16 protein-coding genes and 1 tRNA gene are annotated in these 19,442 nt (G+C 66.5%); 5 read left to right on the top strand and 12 right to left on the bottom strand.

Going from position 1 to position 19,442, the window contains the following annotated elements:
• Positions 1-332: 332 nt before the first annotated feature.
• The 3 genes from PNO31109_RS03320 (at position 333) to PNO31109_RS03310 (ending at position 3,352) form a co-directional block, all read left to right on the top strand.
• On the top strand, positions 333-809 hold the full coding sequence (locus tag PNO31109_RS03320; RefSeq protein ID WP_150554235.1) for an RcnB family protein: 477 nt from the start codon (positions 333-335) through the stop codon (positions 807-809).
• Between the two features lie 361 nt (positions 810-1,170).
• Entirely contained in the window at positions 1,171-2,283 is a 1,113-nt protein-coding gene (locus PNO31109_RS03315; protein ID WP_150554234.1) for an HPP family protein, read from the top strand.
• A gap of 241 nt (positions 2,284-2,524) precedes the next feature.
• Entirely contained in the window at positions 2,525-3,352 is an 828-nt protein-coding gene (locus PNO31109_RS03310; RefSeq protein WP_150554233.1) for a hypothetical protein, read from the top strand.
• Positions 3,353-3,456: 104 nt separating this feature from the next.
• Here the strand turns inward: PNO31109_RS03310 and map are convergent, their stop codons facing one another.
• The 9 genes from map to PNO31109_RS03265 form a co-directional block, all read right to left on the bottom strand.
• Positions 3,457-4,284, bottom strand: a complete 828-nt coding sequence (gene map, locus PNO31109_RS03305; RefSeq protein WP_150554232.1) for a type I methionyl aminopeptidase — start codon at positions 4,282-4,284, stop codon at positions 3,457-3,459.
• Positions 4,284-4,535 (bottom strand): ParD-like family protein, encoded by a 252-nt coding sequence (locus PNO31109_RS03300; protein ID WP_150554231.1) that lies wholly within the window; start codon positions 4,533-4,535, stop codon positions 4,284-4,286. The genes map and PNO31109_RS03300 overlap by 1 nt, the downstream gene beginning before the upstream one ends.
• Before the next feature lie 149 nt (positions 4,536-4,684).
• Positions 4,685-6,022, bottom strand: a complete 1,338-nt coding sequence (locus PNO31109_RS03295) for an MFS transporter (RefSeq protein ID WP_150554230.1) — start codon at positions 6,020-6,022, stop codon at positions 4,685-4,687.
• Entirely contained in the window at positions 6,019-6,717 is a 699-nt protein-coding gene (locus PNO31109_RS03290; RefSeq protein WP_150554229.1) for an aspartate/glutamate racemase family protein, read from the bottom strand. The genes PNO31109_RS03295 and PNO31109_RS03290 overlap by 4 nt, the downstream gene beginning before the upstream one ends.
• Before the next feature lie 15 nt (positions 6,718-6,732).
• Complete coding sequence (locus PNO31109_RS03285) at positions 6,733-8,211, bottom strand: MFS transporter (RefSeq protein ID WP_150554228.1); 1,479 nt, start codon at positions 8,209-8,211, stop codon at positions 6,733-6,735.
• A gap of 433 nt (positions 8,212-8,644) precedes the next feature.
• Entirely contained in the window at positions 8,645-9,487 is an 843-nt protein-coding gene (locus tag PNO31109_RS03280; protein ID WP_241014026.1) for a MurR/RpiR family transcriptional regulator, read from the bottom strand.
• A 201-nt stretch (positions 9,488-9,688) separates the two neighbouring features.
• Positions 9,689-11,014 carry an MFS transporter gene (locus PNO31109_RS03275; RefSeq protein WP_150554226.1) on the bottom strand — a complete coding sequence of 442 codons (1,326 nt, stop codon included), beginning with the start codon at positions 11,012-11,014 and terminating at the stop codon, positions 9,689-9,691.
• 48 nt (positions 11,015-11,062) lie between these two features.
• Positions 11,063-11,857, bottom strand: coding sequence for a citryl-CoA lyase (locus PNO31109_RS03270; protein ID WP_150554225.1), 795 nt, complete (start codon positions 11,855-11,857; stop codon positions 11,063-11,065).
• A gap of 37 nt (positions 11,858-11,894) precedes the next feature.
• Entirely contained in the window at positions 11,895-13,448 is a 1,554-nt protein-coding gene (locus PNO31109_RS03265) for a class I adenylate-forming enzyme family protein (protein WP_150554224.1), read from the bottom strand.
• Between the two features lie 353 nt (positions 13,449-13,801).
• Here PNO31109_RS03265 and PNO31109_RS03260 point away from each other — a divergent pair, with 353 nt between their 5' ends.
• Positions 13,802-14,614 carry an IclR family transcriptional regulator gene (locus PNO31109_RS03260; protein ID WP_150554514.1) on the top strand — a complete coding sequence of 271 codons (813 nt, stop codon included), beginning with the start codon at positions 13,802-13,804 and terminating at the stop codon, positions 14,612-14,614.
• A gap of 413 nt (positions 14,615-15,027) precedes the next feature.
• On the opposite strand, the gene PNO31109_RS03255 is transcribed toward PNO31109_RS03260, so the two are convergent.
• Positions 15,028-15,114 (bottom strand) — tRNA-Leu (locus tag PNO31109_RS03255).
• A gap of 270 nt (positions 15,115-15,384) precedes the next feature.
• On the opposite strand from PNO31109_RS03255, the gene hpnD reads away from it, so the two are divergent.
• Positions 15,385-16,272, top strand: coding sequence for a presqualene diphosphate synthase HpnD (hpnD, locus tag PNO31109_RS03250; RefSeq protein WP_150554223.1), 888 nt, complete (start codon positions 15,385-15,387; stop codon positions 16,270-16,272).
• Positions 16,273-16,314: 42 nt separating this feature from the next.
• Here hpnD and PNO31109_RS03245 read toward each other — a convergent pair whose 3' ends face one another.
• The gene (locus PNO31109_RS03245) at positions 16,315-17,562 is read right to left on the bottom strand and encodes a DUF1501 domain-containing protein (protein WP_150554222.1); all 1,248 of its coding nucleotides are present in this window, start codon (positions 17,560-17,562) and stop codon (positions 16,315-16,317) included.
• A 126-nt stretch (positions 17,563-17,688) separates the two neighbouring features.
• Complete coding sequence (locus tag PNO31109_RS03240; protein ID WP_370749788.1) at positions 17,689-19,191, bottom strand: DUF1800 domain-containing protein; 1,503 nt, start codon at positions 19,189-19,191, stop codon at positions 17,689-17,691.
• Between the last annotated feature and the right edge of the window lie 251 nt (positions 19,192-19,442).

Below are 19,442 nucleotides of genomic sequence, written 5' to 3'. Positions count from 1 at the left end.
TCGGGCCGGCGGCCACTCGTCATCCCCAAGCCGAGCGACGCGCCGACCTGCCCCCGACGCGCGTCATGCGTGCCGCCGGTCTCGATGCACCCTAGCTCCGATAAGGAGCGCACAGGCTTCTTCCCTGCGTCCCTGCTTGCCCGGCGCATGCCCGCGTCCCACGACACCGGGCATGTCCGGGCGTTTTTTTATCCGGCAATGGTAGGATGGCAGCACGGTTTTCGCCGCACCCCGGCTCGGGGCGCCTGCATGCGGAAATCGTCGCTGGCCAGTCATCTCGAGTGCTTTGCCCGCGTTCGGTCGCTTCGACCCTACGATAAGGAGTGCAAACAATGAAGATGCGCAAAACGTTGTCGCTTTGCCTCGCCGCCGGTCTGGCGGTCTCCTCCACTCTCGTGCTCGCACAAGGCGGACCGCCGCCCCAGGGCGGCCCGGGCGGCCCGGGCGGCTCGGAAGGCCCCGGCGCCGGCGGTCCTCCGGGGCAGCGCCCTGGCGGTCCGCATGGCGGACCTCCCGGCCACGGCCCGCAACACCCGCAACACGGCGCGCCCAAGGCGCAGCATGGCGGCCCGCCGCCGCGCGGCAATGCGGGTCCTGCACCGGACACCTGGCAGCATCCCGAATGGCGCCGCGGCGAGCGCGTGCCGCAGCAGTATCGCGACCGGCAATACGTCGTCGACGACTATCGACAATATCGCCTGAACCCGCCACCGCGCGGCTATCACTGGGTGGGCGTCGGCGGTGACTTCCTGCTCGTGGCTATCGGCACGGGCGTGATTTCACAAATCGTGCTTGGCAGCCAACGCTGAGCCACGCCGCGCCCACGCGATCGTCGGCAGTTCCTTCTGACTGGCCAGCCATGCGGCAGGGTCTCGCCCCTGCCGCATGCGCCCCGTCTCCCCCGCTACGCCACTCCGTCACTCCGTCACTCCGTCACTCCGTCACCAGGCGCCGCTACAACGCTAGCAAGGTTCGCGCCCCGTCCGTCCCGTTTTCTGAAATTTGCTGCGCCCTCTCCCCGCCACGCTGATCGCGATGCTGTTTTCGCTGCGGCGCAACACTAAAATCACGCCTCGTGCCCTCCCAATCCATCGATATACGATATATCATGCACAAAATATCAAACGAATGCCCCGATTCGGTGCACTCGGTGGAGCGGACGACATGGCAATGACACAACAAGACGTGAGGCAATGGTTGACGGGCTTTCTGCCCGCCGTAGTCGCCGTGCACTGGCGAGAGCGCCTGCGCGCCGGCGTCGGCGCCCTGTGCGGTATCGCGCTGACGGGCGGCCTGATGCTCTGGCTGCTTGGCCCTGCAACCTATATTCCGTGGCTGGTGGCCCCGATGGGCGCATCAGCCGTTCTGCTCTTCGGTGTGCCTGCCAGTCCTCTCGCCCAGCCTTGGTCCATCGTTGGGGGCAATCTGATTGCGGCCGTGGTGGGGGTGACGTGTGCGACCTACATTCCGTCGCCGGTCATCGCGGCGGCCGCCGCCGTCGGCGTGTCCATCGCGCTGATGTTCACCCTGCGCTGCGTGCACCCGCCTTCGGGCGCGGTCGCCTTGACTGCCGTGCTCGGCGGGCCCGCCGTGCATGCGCTCGGCTACGGCTTTGTCCTCGAGCCGATCGCCGTGCAGACGGTCGTGCTGCTGGGCGCGGCGATCGGCTATCACGCGCTCACCGGTCACCGCTATCCGCATGCGGCGCGCGCGCAGACGACGCCGGTGCGCCCGGTCAACCCGTCGGCCATTCCGGTCACGACCGCGGACGCCGAAAAAGCACTCGCGCGTCGCAGCGAACTGCTCGACATTTCCCCGGACGACCTCGCCAGTCTGCTGCGCGACACACAGCGCGAAGCATACGCACGCCGTGCCCGCGAGCTCACGTGTGCCGACGTGATGGCCCCGCCGCTGGCCAAAGTGCATGCGCATGAGGAAGCGCCGGCTGCCTGGCGCCTGCTGCAGCGGCACGGTCTGGACGCGCTGCCCGTCGTCGACGGCGACGCTCGGGTCATCGGACTGGTGACGCGTCACGATTTGCACGCGCGCCGGGCGCGTCGTCAGCGCTGGCCGCGCTTCGGCCTGGCGGCAAGGCCGCGCCCGGCGGTGCGCGACGTCATGCAGGGGGAACTCAAGACGGCAACGGCGGGCATGCCGCTGTCCGAAGCCGTCGCGCTGCTGATGGCGCAACGCCACGGCACCCTGCCCGTGCTCGATGACGCCGCGCGGCTCGTCGGTCTCGTCACACACGCCGAAGTGCTGCGCCGGGTCGTTACCGCCTGAACCCGCTGCGGGCGCCCGCACCGGGCGCCCTGCCGCGGCGTTCGCATTCACGCCCGCGGTGGCTTCGCCCCGCCGCGCCCCCTCGAAGCGCTCCGCTCGTTCTCCCTTCCCTCGTTCTCCCTTCCCTCGTTCTCCCTTCCCGCATTGTCAGCCCCGGCTCGTTCTGCAAGAATGGCGGCGTTCTGACGCATCACGCCATATCGCTTCGATCTGCGAAATAACGCTCGCCCCGGGGGAAATCGTGGAACAGATCACATTCAAGCAGTGTTTCAGAGGCGCATGGCGCGACGGCTTCAACGCCCTGCGCAATCGTCCCATCCTGTGTCTGTCGGTTGCCGTCATCGTACTGGTGATGTTCGCGCTCGGCGTCTCGCTCAGGTCGCTTGCCGCCACGATGGCGCACGACGGCGTCGCGGCGGGCCCTCGCATTCGCGTGGGCCTCGTCTCGTTCGCCGTGATGATCGTAAACGTCGTGGCGTTCTCCGTGCTGGCGCTCCACATCTTCCGATATGTGATCCTCGGGCCGGAAGCCGCACGCGCAGCCCGCTGGTACGGCCGCGATCTCTGGCGATATCTGTGGACGTCGATCCAGATTTTCGTGAGCATCGCCGTCGTGTGGATCGTCCTGTCGGTGCTCGCGGTGCTCGCCCTGCGCGCCATGGGACACGGCAGTTCGTTTGCCTTGCTCGGCACCTTTTTCGTGCTGCTGTTCTGTGCGCTGATATACGCGCTCGTGCGCGTGCAGCTGATCTACGGGCAAATCGGCGCGGGCCGCAGCAAGCGCTGGCGCGCCGCCTGGCACGACTCGCGCGGGCATTTCTGGGCGATGTTCGGCACGACGTTCGTTTCGGTGCTCCCGCTCGTGGTCGTCGGCATCGTGCTCACGGTGCTCTTCCGCCTGGTTCTCGCCGTCGCGCCAGACGCCACGGTGGTGGTCCTCGGCTCGCTGATTCTGCAAACGCTGCTGTCTGTCGCATGGATCGCGGTGGCCATCGGCAGCGCGGCATGGGTGTACCGGCGTTTTGCCAACGAGTTGCTGCAACTCGACGGCGCCCCCGACGACGTCTGAATCGCTGTGCCGGCGTCGCCAGACGCAAAAACGGCCCGCACTGCATTGGCAGCGCGGGCCGCTCATCCATCACGGGGCCGGCGATCGGCCGGCGCGATCAGCGATCAGGCGGCGTTCGCCTCGGCCGGACTGGCCAGCTCGCCGTAGCGGGCATACTCGCCGAGCCCGTCAGGCCATTGCGTGAGCACTTCGAATCCCGTCTCGGTCACCGCCACCATATGCTCCCATTGCGCCGAGAGCGAACGGTCGCGCGTGACGACCGTCCAGCCATCGGCCAACTGCTTCGTGTCGGGTTTGCCCACGTTGACCATCGGCTCGATGGTGAAGATCATGCCCGGCTTGAGCGTGAGCCCCGTACCCGGGCGTCCGTAGTGCAACACCTGCGGGTCGTCGTGATACGTCGTGCCGATGCCGTGTCCGCAATAGTCGCGCACGATGCTGAAGCCTTCGCGATGCGCGACCGTCTGGATCGCGTAACCCACGTCGCCGAGCGTCGCGCCGGGGCGCACCGCGCGAATGCCCGCGAGCATCGCTTCATAGGTCGTGTCGACGAGGCGCCTGGCAAGAATGCTGGGCTTTCCGGCGAAGTACATGCGGCTCGTGTCGCCGAACCAGCCGTCCTTGATCAGGGCGACGTCGATATTCACGATGTCACCGTCGTGGAGCTTCTTCTCGCCGGGAATGCCGTGACACACGACGTGATTGACCGAGGTGCACACCGTCTTCGGATAGCCGTGATAGCCAATGTTCGCCGGAATCGCCTTGAGCTCGTTCACGATGAAGTCGTGGCAGAGACGATCGAGCTCGTCGGTCGTCACGCCGGGCTTGACGTACTCGCCGATCATGGCAAGCACCTGCGCGGCCATCTCCCCCGCGCGGCGCGACAGGGCGATTTCTTCTTTCGAGCGGATTACAACGCGTTCGCGCACCATTACGCCACCTTGTCGAATGCGGTGACGAGCGCACCGGCTGCGGCAGACACGGCGGCGTTGGCGTCGACCAGCGCACCGTCGGATTCGATGAGACGGCGGCAAATTTCGCCGTAGCTCAGCGACGGGTTGAGCTCGGCAAGCATGCCGACGCGCAGCCAATGCTCGGCCTGCGCGTTGATGGAGCGGCTCAGCGCCCCGCTGGTGTTACGCAGCGCGGCGTGCATCGGCTCCGAGATTTTGATGATTCCCATGATGCGACCCTGTTATATACAAAGTAACTACGAAACGTATATTAACAGGCCCGCGCGGGATTGTCTCGCCCAAGGTGCGCCACGGCGCTCGGCAATACTGCGGGACCGGGCCCCAGCGCCGTGCCGCTGCCCCGCCCCGCCCCGAGAGCTCAGGCCGTCTCCGGTACGGTCGCCGGGGTCTCCCGGCGGTGCATTCGCCACCAGATCAGCAGCGCCACGAACGCTTCGAGCGCCGCCACGATCCAGAGCCCGGCATTGAAACTCCCCGTCGCATCCTTGACCATGCCGAGCAGGTACGGCGAACCGAAGCCGGCCAGATTCGCGACCGAATTGATGAAGGCCACGCCCATCGCCGCAGCGCCGCCGGCGAGATAGGCGTTCGGCAACTGCCAGAAGACGGGAATCGCGCCCATGGTGCCCGATACCGCGACCACGAGGCACAGGAACGCCGCCACGCCATGACTTCCGGCGAACAGCCCCACGCCGGCCAGTCCGCACGCGCCCACGAACACCGGGATCGCGCAATGCACGCGCGCCTCGCGACGCTTGTCCGCACTGTAGCCGATGGCGATCTGGAAGATCGCCCCGAAGACGTACATCACCCCGACGAGCAGCCCGATGTGCAAAGGATTGGTCGGCCCCAGCGCACGAACGATGGTCGGCGCGAAGAACGACAGCGTCGCATTGGCGGCAACGATACCGAAGTAGATGCCGGTGAGCAGCCACAGCCTGGGGCTGCGCACCGCCTGCACAAAGCTGTGCTCGCGCTTGCCGGCGCTCTTCTGGTCGCGGTCGAGATCGGCTTGCAGCAGACGTTTCTCCGTCTCCGAGAGCCAGCTCGCCTGCGCGGGCCGGTCTACCAGAAACCACACTGCCAGCACGCCGGCGAGCACGGTCGGCACGCCCTCGAGCAAAAACAGCCACTGCCACCCCGCCCAGCCGTTGACGCCGTGCATGCCGTTGAGGATCGCGCCTGCGAGCGGCGCGCCCACGACCGACGACACCGCCGACGCGGAGATGAACCACGCGAACGCCTTGGCGCGCCGGTGCGCCGGGAACCAGAACGTCAGGTAGAGCAGCACGCCCGGCTGGAACCCCGCTTCGAATGCCCCGAGCAGGAAGCGCATGACGTAGAAGTACACGGGCGAATGCGTGAACATCATGAGCACGCATATCGTCCCCCAGCCGAGCGTGATGCGCGCGAGCGTGCGGCGCGCGCCAATGCGCAGCAACAGCCAGTTGCTCGGGATCTCGAGGAAGAAATACCCGAGAAAGAAGATGCCCGCGCCGATGCCGTAGACGGTCTCGCTGAAGCCGAGGTCCTGCTGCATCTGCAGCTTCGCGAAGCCGACGTTCACGCGGTCGATCCACGCGAGCATCCACAGCACGAAGATGAAGGGAATGATCCGCCACATGATCTTTCTGTAGATGGGATCGAGCATTGGCTGCTGCGCGTCCTGCATGCGTGATGGTGGCTGTTGAGTCATGTCGTCTCCTCCCTGAACGGGCGTGCCTGGCCGAGGCGCATCGCCCGAAGCAGGGCCCGGCAAGCGGCGGGCACCGGCCCGATGACCGGGATCGAGAATCGCTCGCCCAGCGCCTGCGCCGCCTCGCCCAGCGGTCCGCCGCCGATCACGACGGCTTGCGCGCCGTCGGCCTCGATACAGGCCTGCACGGCGCCCGCGAGACTCGACTCCAACTGCGCCGGCGCGTCGCCCAATGCGAGCGGATCGCCTGTGGTGAATCGCGCGCCGGTGAAGTGGGCGCCGAGCCCCAGCTTACGCACGTTCGCGGCGATCGAATCGGCGAGCCGCGGGGTCGTCGTCGCAATGCCGAAGCGTCGGCCGCCAGTGGCCGCCTCGCGCACCGAACTCGCGCCGATGCCCACGACCGGCACGTCGAGCCGTGCACGCAGCGCGTCGATGCCGGGGTCGCCGAACGCGCCCACGATGACGCCGTCGGCCAGCGCCGCCAGCGCAATGATCTGCGGATCGTTCACCGCCTCGGCCGCGATGGCGAGATCGTGCTCGTCGACGATCATCGGCGCGCCCTGCGGCACGGTCGCGCCAACGACGCTCGGTGGCCCGGCCATCACGCTGGCGAAATACGTTCGGGCGATGCCGGCCATCATGTGCGTCGTCGCCGTCGACGTGTTGGGGTTGATGAGCAGAATACGGGTCATGGCAATGTCGGCGAATCAGGAAGCGGGTGTGACGGGGGCGCCGGCAGACGTTCTCGCGGCGTGCGTGTCATGGTCCGTTGCGGCCGACGTCTCGCGCCCGGCGTCGGCCTCGGGGCCGTCGATCGGCCTGCCGAACGTCTCCGGCGCGAACGTCAGCGCAAGAGCGAACACCGCATACATGGCCGCCATCATGCCGAACATGCCGCCAATGCCCGCGTGGTCGAAAACGCGTCCGGCGACCAGCGGCATGGCCGCGCCGGCCAGCGTGCCCAGCGCCAGAATGAACGCCGTGCCGAACGCACGCACTCGCGTGGGATAGAGCTCCGGCGCATAGATCCAGATGGACGTATTGAGCAGCAGCACGCAGAACTGGAAAGCGGCGCCAAACACGAGAATCAGCGGCTGCGACTTCGACAGGAAGCCGAAGCACAACCCGATCACGCAGGCCGCAATGGCGCCGAGCGTCAATACGCGCTTGCGCGGGAAGCGGAAGCCGAAATAGGACGCGGTGAGCGCACCGAGCAAGCTGCCCGATTGCATCACGATGGTGAACACGAAGCTCTTGCTGAGCGTGTAGCCCTGCGCCATGAGGATGGTGGGCATGAGCGTGAGCACGGAAATCTGGGCGCCATACGTCATGCACACGGCGATGCCCACGGCCACGGTGCGGCGCGCCAGCGGTCCGATGAACACCTCGCGCAGGCGCACCTTTTCCGCACGGTGCGCGCCGCCCGGCGCTTCGCTGAGATAGCGCTTCGCCCCGCCGGCGAACTTGCCGAGCTTGCCCGAGGCAAGGACGTTGAGTACGCGGTTGGCGTCTTCCACCCTGCCCTTCGAGAGCAGGAATCGCGGCGTCTCGGGAATGAAGCGGCGATACAGCAGCACGAAGAACGCGGGCAACACCAGACAGCCGAACAGCCAGCGCCAGCTATCCGGCCCTGGGAAGAATGCGAAGACCGCGAGTCCGAATGCTGGCGCCAGCATATTGCCCAGTCCGCCGCCCGCGACGTTGATGGCGCCGACTGCCACACCGCGAAAGCGCGAGGAGCAGAACTCCGCGAGCATGGTGACGGCGATCGAGATTTCGCCGCCAAGGCCGAAGCCGACGATGAAACGCCCGGCCGCGAGCGTCGGATAGTTGGGCGCGAGCGCGCAGATCAGGGCGCCGAGCGTGAAGAGCATCAGGTTGATGCTCAGCATCGTGCGGCGTCCGTAGCGGTCCGCGATGTAGCCCGAGCCGAGCCGCCCGATCGCCGCCGCGCCGAACGTGAGCGTGTTGAGGAACCCGATCTGCGCGGCCGAGACGCCCCAGGACTCGCGCAGCAAAGGCCCGACGAGGCCGACGGCGTTCTGCTCGAAGACGTCGAACAGCACGCCGAACAGGATCAGCGCCAGGATTTTCTTGTGCGACGGCGTCACGCCAATGTCGTCGAGCGCCCGCTCGAGCTGCTGCAGCCTGGGTTCCGATGAAGATACGACCACTTCTGCGCCCATCTTTGCACTCCCTGCGCCTGGAACGGCGCCTTGCGAACCATTGCGTCACCCAGCGTCGGATGAACATCCGTTTGTTAATATTTTTTCATATTATTTGTTATTGAAAATTATTTTTCATATCAGGAGTTAACCGGACACGACGCGGACACGACGCGGACACGACGCGGACACGGCGCGGACATGATGCGGACACGCCACGCACATGACGCGCCGAACGTGGCGCGCCCTTGACCGGGCGGGGCGGTCAATGCGCGGAGATGTCGTGAGGGCGCAGAAAAGTCCGGCATCCGGCGGCCGGTATCCCGTCGGGCGCTGGATGCGCGGTCCATCCGGACTATGCGGCCTATGCGGCCTATGCAGGCTATGCGATCAGGCGGTGCTCGGTGACGCTCGGGCGTGCGGTGTGCGCGTCTGCCCGGGCGGGCAGCGTGAGTCAGATTTCGTCGAGCGCGTCGTGGAACGCTTCGACCAGACCGAGATGGCGGCGTCCCGGATTGCCGGCCAGCGTCATGACCTGCGTGACGATCAGGTGACACAGGCCGATGACGGCCGTGTGGTTATCGAGCACGCCGGGGCCCTGCACGTCGCACTGCAGCCACCACTTCGCGGGCGTTTTACCCCCGGCATTGCGCTCGGTGATGTAGACGAGATTCGGGCACGCTTTGGCGAGCTGGGCGACGACGGCCGGCATCTGTCGCACACGGCGACGCAAGGCAAAGACGATCACGAGATCGTTCTCGCCAATGCCCGCGAGATGTTCGCCCAGCGTCTCTCCCGCACCGGGAATGACCTGCGCGCTCGGGACGATTTGCAGCAACTGCCAGCGCAGATACATCGCGAGCGGCAGGCTCGAGCGGAAGCCAACGACCCAGACCTTGCGCGCGGCCAGAACAGCCGAGGCGATTTGCTCGATTTCGGTGGACGAAAGCCGCCGATAGGTGGCGTCGATGTTGGCGAGGCTCTGTCGGCATTGCGCACCGACGAGGTCGTCGGCGGCAGTCCGTGCCGCGGACGGGGTGGCCGCCATCGCCAACGGCGAGCCGGCGCGCTGCTCGGAGCGCACATGCTTGCGCGCTTCGTCGAACGACTCGTAGCCCAGGCGCCTCACGAACCGGGTGACGGTAGCGTTCGAGACCTGCGCGAGTGTCGCAAGCTCGGACGCCGTGTATCCCGCCAGATCGCCCGGCAGATCGAGCACGAATTCCGCCAGCCGCCGCTCCGACGGCGAGAGTTGATCCAGTTGCTCTCGAATCCGGCCGACGAAAGACTTCTTCATATGCGATGCCATGAGCGATTTGCGTGGTTGGGGCGGGCTATTGTCGCGCGATTCCGCCCGATTGCGAAATCGCGGAGAACTCGGCGCCGAAAATTCGGTGCCGCCGCGCGGCGGACCGGAGCGAGGCCGGCGGCGCGCGGCGGCGCGCATGCGTTTGCGCCCGACGACGGGCTCGGGCGCGAAAAACGCGCATGCTCCCGCTTACGATGCCCCGGACGGCGCGACCTCCAGCGCCCGCGCCCGGCGCACGAAGGTGAGCGAGAGCAGCACGGCAGCGATCAGGAAGCCCGAGAGCGCCAGGAACGAGCCGCCGTAGCCGTGCGTCTCCTCCCTTAGCCAACCGACGATGTACGGCCCGAAGAAGCCGGACGAGTTGCCGATCGACAGGATCAGGCCGAAACCGCCCGCTGCGGCGCGGCCCGTCAGGAAGGTCGACGGCACGGCCCAGAAGGTCGCGAGAAACCCGAATCCGCCAATGAGTGCCACCGTCAACCCGACCATCAGCACTCGCGGATCGCTGAACGCGCTGCTCACCGCGAGCGCCGCCGCGCCGAGCAGGCACGTTGCCACGACGTGCCCCACGCGCTGCCCGGTACGGTCCGAGCTGCGCGCCCAAAGCACCATGCCCACCGCGCTCACGAAGTTCGGGATTGCGCTCACGAGGCCCACCGTGACCGTATCGAGCCCGAACGACTTCAGGATCTGCGGCATCCAGTAGTACACGCCGTTTAGCCCGATGAGCCCGGTGAGGTACGTCAGCGAGAGCACGATCACGCGAAAATCGGTCAGCGATTGGCCGAGTGTCATGTGCCCCGCGCTCTCGATCTCCAAGCGCTCGGCGCGCAGCTCGGATTCGATCCATGCCTTCTCGTCGGCGTTGAGCCATGCGGCCTTCGTCGGCGAGTCGATCAGCATGCGCAGACAAAGCGCGCCGAGCACGAGCGCGGGAACGCCTTCGAGCAGGAACAACCATTGCCAGTGCTTGAGCCCTGCCACCCCCGAGAGCGACAGGATTGCACCGGAGAGCGGACCGCCGAACACGGCAGCAAGCGGCACGCCCAATAGAAACGTCGCGATGGCCTTCGCGCGCCAACGGGACGGAAACCACTGCGCCAGATAGATGAAGACGGCCGGCGAGAAACCGCCTTCGGCCACGCCCAGCAGAAAGCGCGCCGCCATCAGCTCGGCCGGGGTGCGGGCAAGCGCGCACACCATCGTCATGAAACCCCAGGCGATCATGATGGTCGCGAGCCAGCGCCGCGCCCCGAACTTCTGCAGCGCCAGGTTGCTGGGAATCTCGGAAATGCAATAGCCGAAGAAAAAGGCGCCGACGATCCAGCCGAAGCCGGTGGGCGTCAAACCGAGATCGCGGTTCATCGTGAGCGCGGCGAAGCTCACGTTGGTGCGATCGATGTAGTTCACGAGAAAGCAGATGCACAGGAACGGCAGGATGCGCCAGCCCACCTTGGTCATCGTGCGCTGCTCGAAGGCGGGGTCCGCGACGGCGTTCGTCGATAGGGCAGTCATGATTCGTCTCCTCATTGTCGTATGTTGGTTTGGCAACTCGCGCGCCCGTCAGTCCGCATCCGCCCGGCCGGGAACGAACGGGATGGCCTCCTCGATCGTTTCCCAGATGAAGCGTCCCGAAGGGCATTGCCGTTCCTCGACCACGTGCGAGACGAGGCCCGCCGCGCGCGAGATCACGGCGAAGCCGCGCATGATGTCCGTGGCAACGCCGATCTCGCCGAGCAGCGCGGCAACGGCGCCCGTCGCGTTGATCGTGATCGCCCGCCCGTACACGGCGTCGATCTCGCGCGAGAGCAACATCAGCGTCTCGATATGCGCGCCGGCCAGTTCGGGCTGCGCACGCGCGAGATCGAGCAGCTTGTAGGCACGCGGATCGACCGGCTTGTGCAGGTGATGGCCGAAACCCGGGATGGCCTTGCGGGCTTGCAGGTATTCGCGAGCGATGGCCGAGGCCTGCGCCTGTGGATCCGCCGCGTCGCGAACCCGGTCAATGAGTCGCGAGCAGTTCTCCATCGTGCCGACGAACTGGCTGCCCACCGCCAGCAGCCCTGCGGCCACGGCCCCCTGGAGGTTCTCCGGGGCGCTCATGTAGACGAGGCGCGTGGAGATCGAGCTCGGCGTGAGTCCGTGCTCCATCAGCACGACGAGCACTGCGTCGGCAATGCATACGTCGACGGGACGAATGGCGCGGCCCAGGATCTGCCGCAGCAGAACTTCAGTGAACGTCTTCTTTCCGATCAGTGTCTCGACGAGATCGGCGTCGCCGTAATGGAGTGACGTGTGCGTGTGCGCGCAAAGCCGCGTGACGGGGCCTTTGCGCTCGGACGGAATATCGGCTTTCATGGCTTCAAGGATTCAGGAGTTCAGGGGTTCGGGGGCATCAGAGTTTCGCGGCAACCGCGCGCCCGGACAGGACCTGGTCGCGCACCGCGTTCTTCACGACCTTGCCCACGGACGATCGCGGCAAATCGTCGAAGAAATGGATGCGCTTGGGCGTGTGGACCGGGCCGAGCTTCTCTCGAACGAAGGCGCTCAGCTCGGTTTCGGTGGCCGCGCCGCCGGGCCGCAGTTGCACGCCGGCCTGCACGGCTTCACCCCATACGTCGTCCGGCAGGCCGAACACCGTGCATTCGAAGACGCTCGGGTGCTGGCCCAGCACGTTTTCGACGTCGATCGGGTAGACGTTGAAGCCGCCGGTGATGATCACGTCGCGGATGCGGTCCTTCAGATGCAGGAAGCCGGCGGCGTCGAGATAGCCCCGATCGCCCGTGTGCAGCCAGCCGTCGATCAGCGTTTGCGCCGTTTTGTCGGGCAACTGCCAGTAGCCGGTCATGAGCAGGTCGCCGCGCGCGACGACTTCGCCGATTTCCCCGGGCGGCAGCCGCGTCCCGTCGGCGGACATGATGGCCACCTCCGAGAACCACGTGGCGCGGCCGACGGATGACCAGCGCGACGGATCGTCGAAATCTTCCGGGCGCATCGCCGTCAGGATCTGGGGCGCCTCGGTCTGCCCGTAGTGCGTGGCGAGCACGGGACCAAAGAAATCACGGGCTTCGCGAATCTTCTCCGGCGGCATGGGCGCGCCGCCGTAGATGAGCAACCGCAGTTGCGGGAAGTCGCGACGCGAGACACCTGGCAAGCCCATGAGCTTGTAGATGAGCGTAGGCGGCATGAAGGCGATCGTGCCGCCTTTGTCGCGAAACGCGTCACGCACGCCGGGCGCGCCCGCCTGCGACGCAATGACGAGGCACCCGCCCTGCGCGAGGGTGGGCAGGATGTACGTCGACGTTCCGTGCGTGATCGGCGCGGCGACGACGTAGCGATCGCGCTCTGTGAGCCCCCACGTCTGAATCTGGTTTGCGACGTTGGCCATCCACGCGCGATAGGGTTGCATCACGCCCTTGGGGATGCCGGTGGTGCCGCCGGTGAACTTGATCGCCTGCGTGGCACTGTCAGGCAGATCGACGATCCGCGGCGAAGCCCCGTCGTGCGCGGCGAGTAGCTGGCTCAGCAACGTGCCCTGCGTGCTGTTCGTGCGGTGGGTTGTGGCGGCCGCCGCCTCGCCGTCGCAGACGATGCGATATCCCGAGGCGTTCGCCACGAGACATTCGGATGCGACGTCCGTCACGACAATGCCCGGCGCTGTCGTATCGACGATTCGCTGAATTTCGGGTGCCGTGCTGCGCGGGTTGAGCGGCACCCAGACTTTGCCGCTGGCCAGCGTGGCAAGCAGCGCGACGAGATGCGCCGTGCTATTGCCCGCGCAGATGGCCACGCGGCTTTGTGGCGACGGATCGATTGCCTGGAAGGCCGCGGCCAGCGCCGCTACGCTGCGCGCCAGGTCCCCGTAGCGAACGACGCCTTCAGGCGCGTCGATCGCGATATGGTCTGGCCAACGGCGCGCCGCGCGCCAGAAAAAATCAATGGGATACATGTGCCGAAATCCTCGAAGAGTGCACTCGGTTGACGTGCACGCAGTTTTCAATTGTTGGCGGCGACTGGTAGGCGATCGGTAGCCGATCGGTAGGCGATCGGTAGGAGATTGGTGGGCGATTGGCAGGCCCATCCCAGGACATTGACAAGCCCCTGCGCTTGGCGCGGGCCATGTGCCACCGTCGTCCCAACACCAGAGATTTTCCGCAGCCGCGCCGGGTGCGAGAAATCGAATCGTCCGGCAATCGGACGTTTTCCATGGGCGACGATGCATTCGCGGATCAGTGTTTTCCCTTGTTGATGAGCGACCTTGCATCGGTGATGGTGAATCGTCTTTTCATTCCGGCTTTTCTCATGCAGACGATCATCACCAATTCGAACGTTCATCAGGCGGACGTTTTGGACGACACCAAAAGCGCAGGCTTGCGGGCGTTGCGCCGCGGGCTCGACGTGCTGGCGGCCATCATCGAAGCGGGCGACACCGGGCTGCGCGTCGCCGAGATCGGACGTCGCTGCCAGCTGGAGCGCGCGACGATCTATCGAATCTTGCAAACGCTTGGGGAAGCGGGCTACATCGAACTGAGCGGACGTTATCGCTACGTCGCGGGCGAGACCGTTCGGCAATGGCGCGCCGAGAACGTGCTGACGCAATCGGTGATCGCCAGCAAGCTCGAGCCGGTGCTCGAACACGTCAGCGCCATCAGCGGGGATGCGGCGTTCGCCGTGGTGCGCGAAGGACGCATGTCGTCATGCATTGCGCGCCGGATCGGAAGCTATCCCGTCCAGGTGCTGGCAGTCGATGTGGGAACGCGCCAGCCGCTCGGCGCCGGCGCTGCGGGGTTGGCGTTATTGGCCGCGCTGCCCGACCACGAAGCGCAAGCCGTGATCGCGCAGCATGGCGATACCTTGTCGAGCTATGGCGGCTTGAACTGCGAGACGTTGCGTCTGCTCGTCAAGGCGTCGCGAGAGCGGGGGTGGTCGGTCGTGGGCAACCATGCGGCGAAGGGCGCCCTCGGCGTCGGCGTTGCCGTGTGTAACCGCCGAGGCTATCCGATCGCGGCGATCAGCGTGGCCGCGCCCACTGATCGAATGTCCCGGCAACGTCAAGCGTTTATCGTCGATGCCATCCGCTCTGCGCTACGGTCGGTTGGGGAAATGTGGGATTGAGACAGCGCGCCCGAGAAAACGAGTTGCCATCGGCAGGCGGGCTTGCGAGGGCGCCAATCGCGCGTCGCCCGGCTAAAACTCGCTTCGAGGCGCGTAGGAGCGCTTAGGGACACGTAGGGACACGTAGGGGCACGTAGGGACGCGTACTAACTTATGCATCGAGGATACTCTCTGCGAGCGAACACCCGATGTGGTTGCGAAGCAAATGGAGCATGCAGATTGGACCATTGATCGCGCGAATCTACGGGGGGATGGATGCCTTCCGCTGACGTGCGCGCCGGGGACAGGGCCGCACAAATCGTTTGCCGGAAAAGGCCGGCACGGAAGCTGGAAGTTCGGGAGACAGACAGACGAAGACCGGCTCGATTTTTTGCCGGACTCAAATTTCATCCCGATGATTTTTAAGGGTCTTTTGGTGCGAGGAAGGGGACTCGAACCCCTACACCCTTGCGGGCGTCAGGACCTAAACCTGGTGCGTCTACCAATTTCGCCATCCTCGCAGCCCGTGGGCGCCGCGCACCTGGGTAAGGTACGACGCCCGGCATCGGGTCGACGGCATGCGTCCTGTCGGACATAAAAAGGGGCGACTCGTCGCCGCCCCGCTCGCATGCGTCAAAGCAGGCGAGCATTCTACACGAAGTGAATTTCACCGGCAATCCGCCAGCCCCACCCCGCAATGCTAGAATTCCCCCCAATTCATGGCATCTGCCCCGGTCGCGCGCCTGCGCCACCTGCTGTCGGGCATCTGACCAAACCGATATCCCATTCGCATGCAACCCCACGAGAACGCCGACGAGCACGCCGGCTCCCCCGACAGTCCCGCACAGGCCAACGTACAAGCCCACGAGTACTGTCGCCAGAAGGCTGGTCCTCCCGGTTCCGCCCTTTACTACGCCCTGCTGCAACTCCGGCCATCCAGGCGCGACGCGGCCTACGCCGTCCATGCCTTCTGCCAGGAAATTGCTGACATCCACTCGGCTGTCCACGACCCCGGCGTTGCCCACGCCAAGCTCGACTGGTGGCGCCAGGAGCTCGCTCGTCTCTTCGACGGCACGCCCGCGCACCCGGTCACGCGCGCGCTCGCGCCCGTGGTCAAGACGTTCGGTCTGTCGCGCGACGCCTTCGAAGCCGTCCTGCACGCCGCCGAGATGGACCTGTCGCAAATGCGCTATCTGGATTTCGCCGGCCTCGATCACTACTGCGACGCCGCCGGCGGCGCGCCCGCCGAACTGGTCTCGCACGTCTACGGCTTCGACGACGCCCGGACTCCCGCCCTCGCCCGCGCTCTCGGTCACGCCATCACGCTCGGCCGACGTGTCACGGACGTGGGCGTCGACGCGCGCGCGGGATACGTCTATTTCCCCATCGACGAGCTGCAACGCTTCGGTGTCACCGCCGCCGACCTGCAGAACGGCAAGTACTCGCCCGCCTTCGTCGAGTTGATGAAGTTCCAGCACGCGCGCGCACGCCAGTCCATCGTCGAGGCCGCCGCCGCGATGCCCGGGCGCGACCGCCGCAAACAAAAACCATTGCTCGCGCTGGCTGCGCTGCAACTGGCGCTTCTCGACGAAGTCGCCGTCAGCGACTATCAGGTGCTCCATCAGCGCATCGACCTCACGCCGCTTCGGAAATTCTGGCGCGCCTGGCGAGCACGCTGAGCGGCTGCGGCGCGATAGCCGCGCGCTCGCAAGCGAGACCGATCACCCCCGCAGCACGTCCAGCGGCTGGAACGGCGCGCCGAGCACCGGCCGCGGGTCCATTCCCCACCATCGTTGCAATACGGTCGCGTAGACCTCGCGAAAGTCGACCGCGAAGGGCAAGTTGCCGTTGCCGTCCAGGCGATCCAGACGCGGCGCCTCGCCATACAGCCCGCCGCGCACCCCGCCGCCCGCGATGAAGTGCGGCGCGACCGTGCCGTGGTCGGTCCCGTTGCTCTGGTTCTCTCGCGGGCGACGGCCGAACTCGGCATACGTCACGATCATCGTCGATTGCCATCGGCCCAACGCCGTGAGCCCCGCGCGCAACGCCATCATTCCCTGCGCCAATTGACGCAATAAACTGGCCTGCTGCCCCGGCTGGTTCTGATGCGTGTCAAAACCGTTGAGCGTCAGACGCAGCACCGCCACGCCGCGTCCCGGCAGCGGCACGCCCGCCGGCGAGTCCGCCGCCGCAAGGACCTGCAGCGCCGTTTTCACCACATTGCCGAACGCACCCGGCGGCATCGGCGTCTTGAGCACATACTGCCCCTGGCGCGGGCGCAGCCCGTGCGCCGCCTTCACGATGTCGTTCTCGACACGCAGCACATGCGCCAATGCGGGATTGCTCGCCTGCGCCGCGTTCGCCGACGCCAGGCCCGCGTCGCGCAGAAACTGCGCCGGATTGGTCAAGGTCACCGCGCGGGCGCCGCCGGCGAGCGGTCCGGGTTCCGCGCTGCCGACGATCACGCCGTCAGCGTCGAATCCACTCGGGACCGCACGCTCGGCAAAGGCGCGAGACAGCCAGCCGTCGCGCAAATACTCGTCGGCACGCGAGGCGGTGTTCCATATTTCGATCGAGCGAAAGTGCGACAGATTCGGCTGCGGATACCCTACGCCCTGCACGATCGCCAACTCGTTCGCCTGCCACATCGGCATGAGCGCTCGCAGCTCCGGATGCAGGCCGCTGCGCTCGTCGAGCTGTATCACCTGCTCTCGCTTGATGCCGATGTTCGGCCTCAGAGCGGCATAGAGCGGATCGCCATACGGGATGACGGTGTTCAGGCCGTCGTTACCGCCCTTGAGCTCGATGAGGATGAGCAGGTTGTCGTAGCTGCCGCCATGTGGCGCCTGCGCGCCGGCAAGCGGCCGGGACAGGTCGCGCGCCGCCGCGAACGCAGGCAATGGGGCGAGCCACGCCGCGCCCAGCCCGGCAGCAAACGTCAGAAAATCCCGTCGACGAAAATCACGCATCTCGCACCTCTTGCTGCTCGGCATTGACCCACACTGGCGAAGCACATGCGGCTCCTGTGCGCACACTCTCGCGTACTTTCCGCGTACTTTCCGCGTAGTTTCCGGGCATTTTCCACTTACTTTCCGCTACTTCAATTGATACGCCGGATCCATCAACAACGCCTGCAAGTACGCCGCACTGCTGTCGCCGCTCGTGTGCGCCACCGCCGGGGCCAACGGCAGCACCGCCCGTTGCAGTGCCTCGCGCGAGGCGGCGTCGGGCACATCGACCGGCCCCAGCGCATACGGCTGCAGCCAGCGCGCGAGATCGAAGCGCACGCCAGCCACCGTTCCTGGCATGGTCCGCGGCGCGCGCACGGCCGAGCCCTGCACTCCGGCGCGCGTGGACATCGCCGGGCCCATCGTTGCCGGCCCGCCCGCGTTGGCACGCTCCGTCGCGCGGAACATGCGCTCGACGAATTGCTTGCGCGCGAGCAGCGTCGTGCTGTCGATCCACGTATCGCCGCCCGGCCAGCCCTTCACATTGGGTGGACGGAACAGGTCCTGCCCGAGCACACGCATCTGTTGCGCGAGCATTTGCGGATCGTCGTAGCCGATGTCGAACTCGCGCACCGCGTCGGTCACGAACTCGGACGGCGATTTGACCAGCGCGCCTCGATTGCGGGCGTCCCAGAATGCCGGCGTGAGGAACAACGCGCGCAGGGCGACACGCACGTCATAGCCGCTCGCCCGGAACACGCCGGCCACCTTCGCGGCCTGCACCGGCTCCGGCGTGGGCGAGACGAATTCACGCCACAACTTGGCCGTCACGAGCGCGGCGGTCTCGGGGCGCGCCAGCAAGATGTCGAGCACTTGATCGCCGTCGAAGTCGCCCGTGTGCCCGAGCACCGTTTTCACGCCAGTGTCGTGCAGATTCGCGCGCCAGACGTATGTCATCGTCGGGCGATCGATGCTCCAGCCGGTGTACGCGCGCGCTGCCTCGCGCACGTCCTGCTCGCTGAAATGCCCTTCACCGAGCGTGAACAGCTCCATCACCTCGCGCGCGAAATTCTCGTTGGGTCGCCCCTTGCGACTGCCAGCGCCATCCAGATAGACGAGCATTGCCGGGTCCTTCGACACCGCGTGGAGCAGTGTGCCGAAGTTGCCCAGCGCGTTCGCCCGCAGCAGCACGTTCTGCCGATACAGCGCGACCGGCTCGCGCACCTTGTCGTCGCTCGAGACGAAATGGTTGTGCCAGAACAGCGTCATGCGCTCGGTGAGCGGCGAAGGCGTGGTGGCCATCTCCTGCGCCCACCAGCCGGCGAGCGACGCGGCCATCCGGTTGCGTCGCTCGTTGAGCGCCCTGCGTTGCTCGTCGGCCATGTTCTTGACGGGCGCGCCATAGAGCGGCGGATCGTTCACCCACTCGGGCGGCATGGTCACCGCGGTGCGGCGGGTCTGGGAGAGCAGGCGGTCGACGGCCTGCGCGCGCGTGAGCCCGACGAAGGGCGCCAGTTCGCGCGCGTCGGGCGCGTAGCCCGTTCGCGTCAACAGGTAGCGCGCGTCGTCAGCGTCCAGCACGCGCGACGCCGGGTCAGGCGCGCGCCCTGCACCGCGTGGCGACGCCGCACGCGACTCGTGCGACGTCACGCCACGCCCTGCGGCGAGACCGGTGGAACCCGCGAAATCCGCGGCTACGCCACGCATGGGCGCCAGCCACGTTGCGGCGACAACGGCCGGGATGAGCGCAAGCCGTCCGATGCACCGCGCAGCAGTCGGATTTCGCCTACGGCGGGCGCAAAAAAAGCCAGCGTCGAGCGTTGCTGGCGGGGTTCGATTCGGCCTCATGAGACGCTCACGTCAAAGTGACATTACCGGCGTTTGGAGAGAAGCGATATTCG

The organism is Pandoraea nosoerga (assembly GCF_902459585.1).
GTDB classification, from domain to species: Bacteria; Pseudomonadota; Gammaproteobacteria; order Burkholderiales; family Burkholderiaceae; genus Pandoraea; species Pandoraea nosoerga.
The sequence above is the reverse complement of the archived record's forward strand: the minus strand, read 5'-3'. Positions and strand labels throughout refer to the sequence as shown.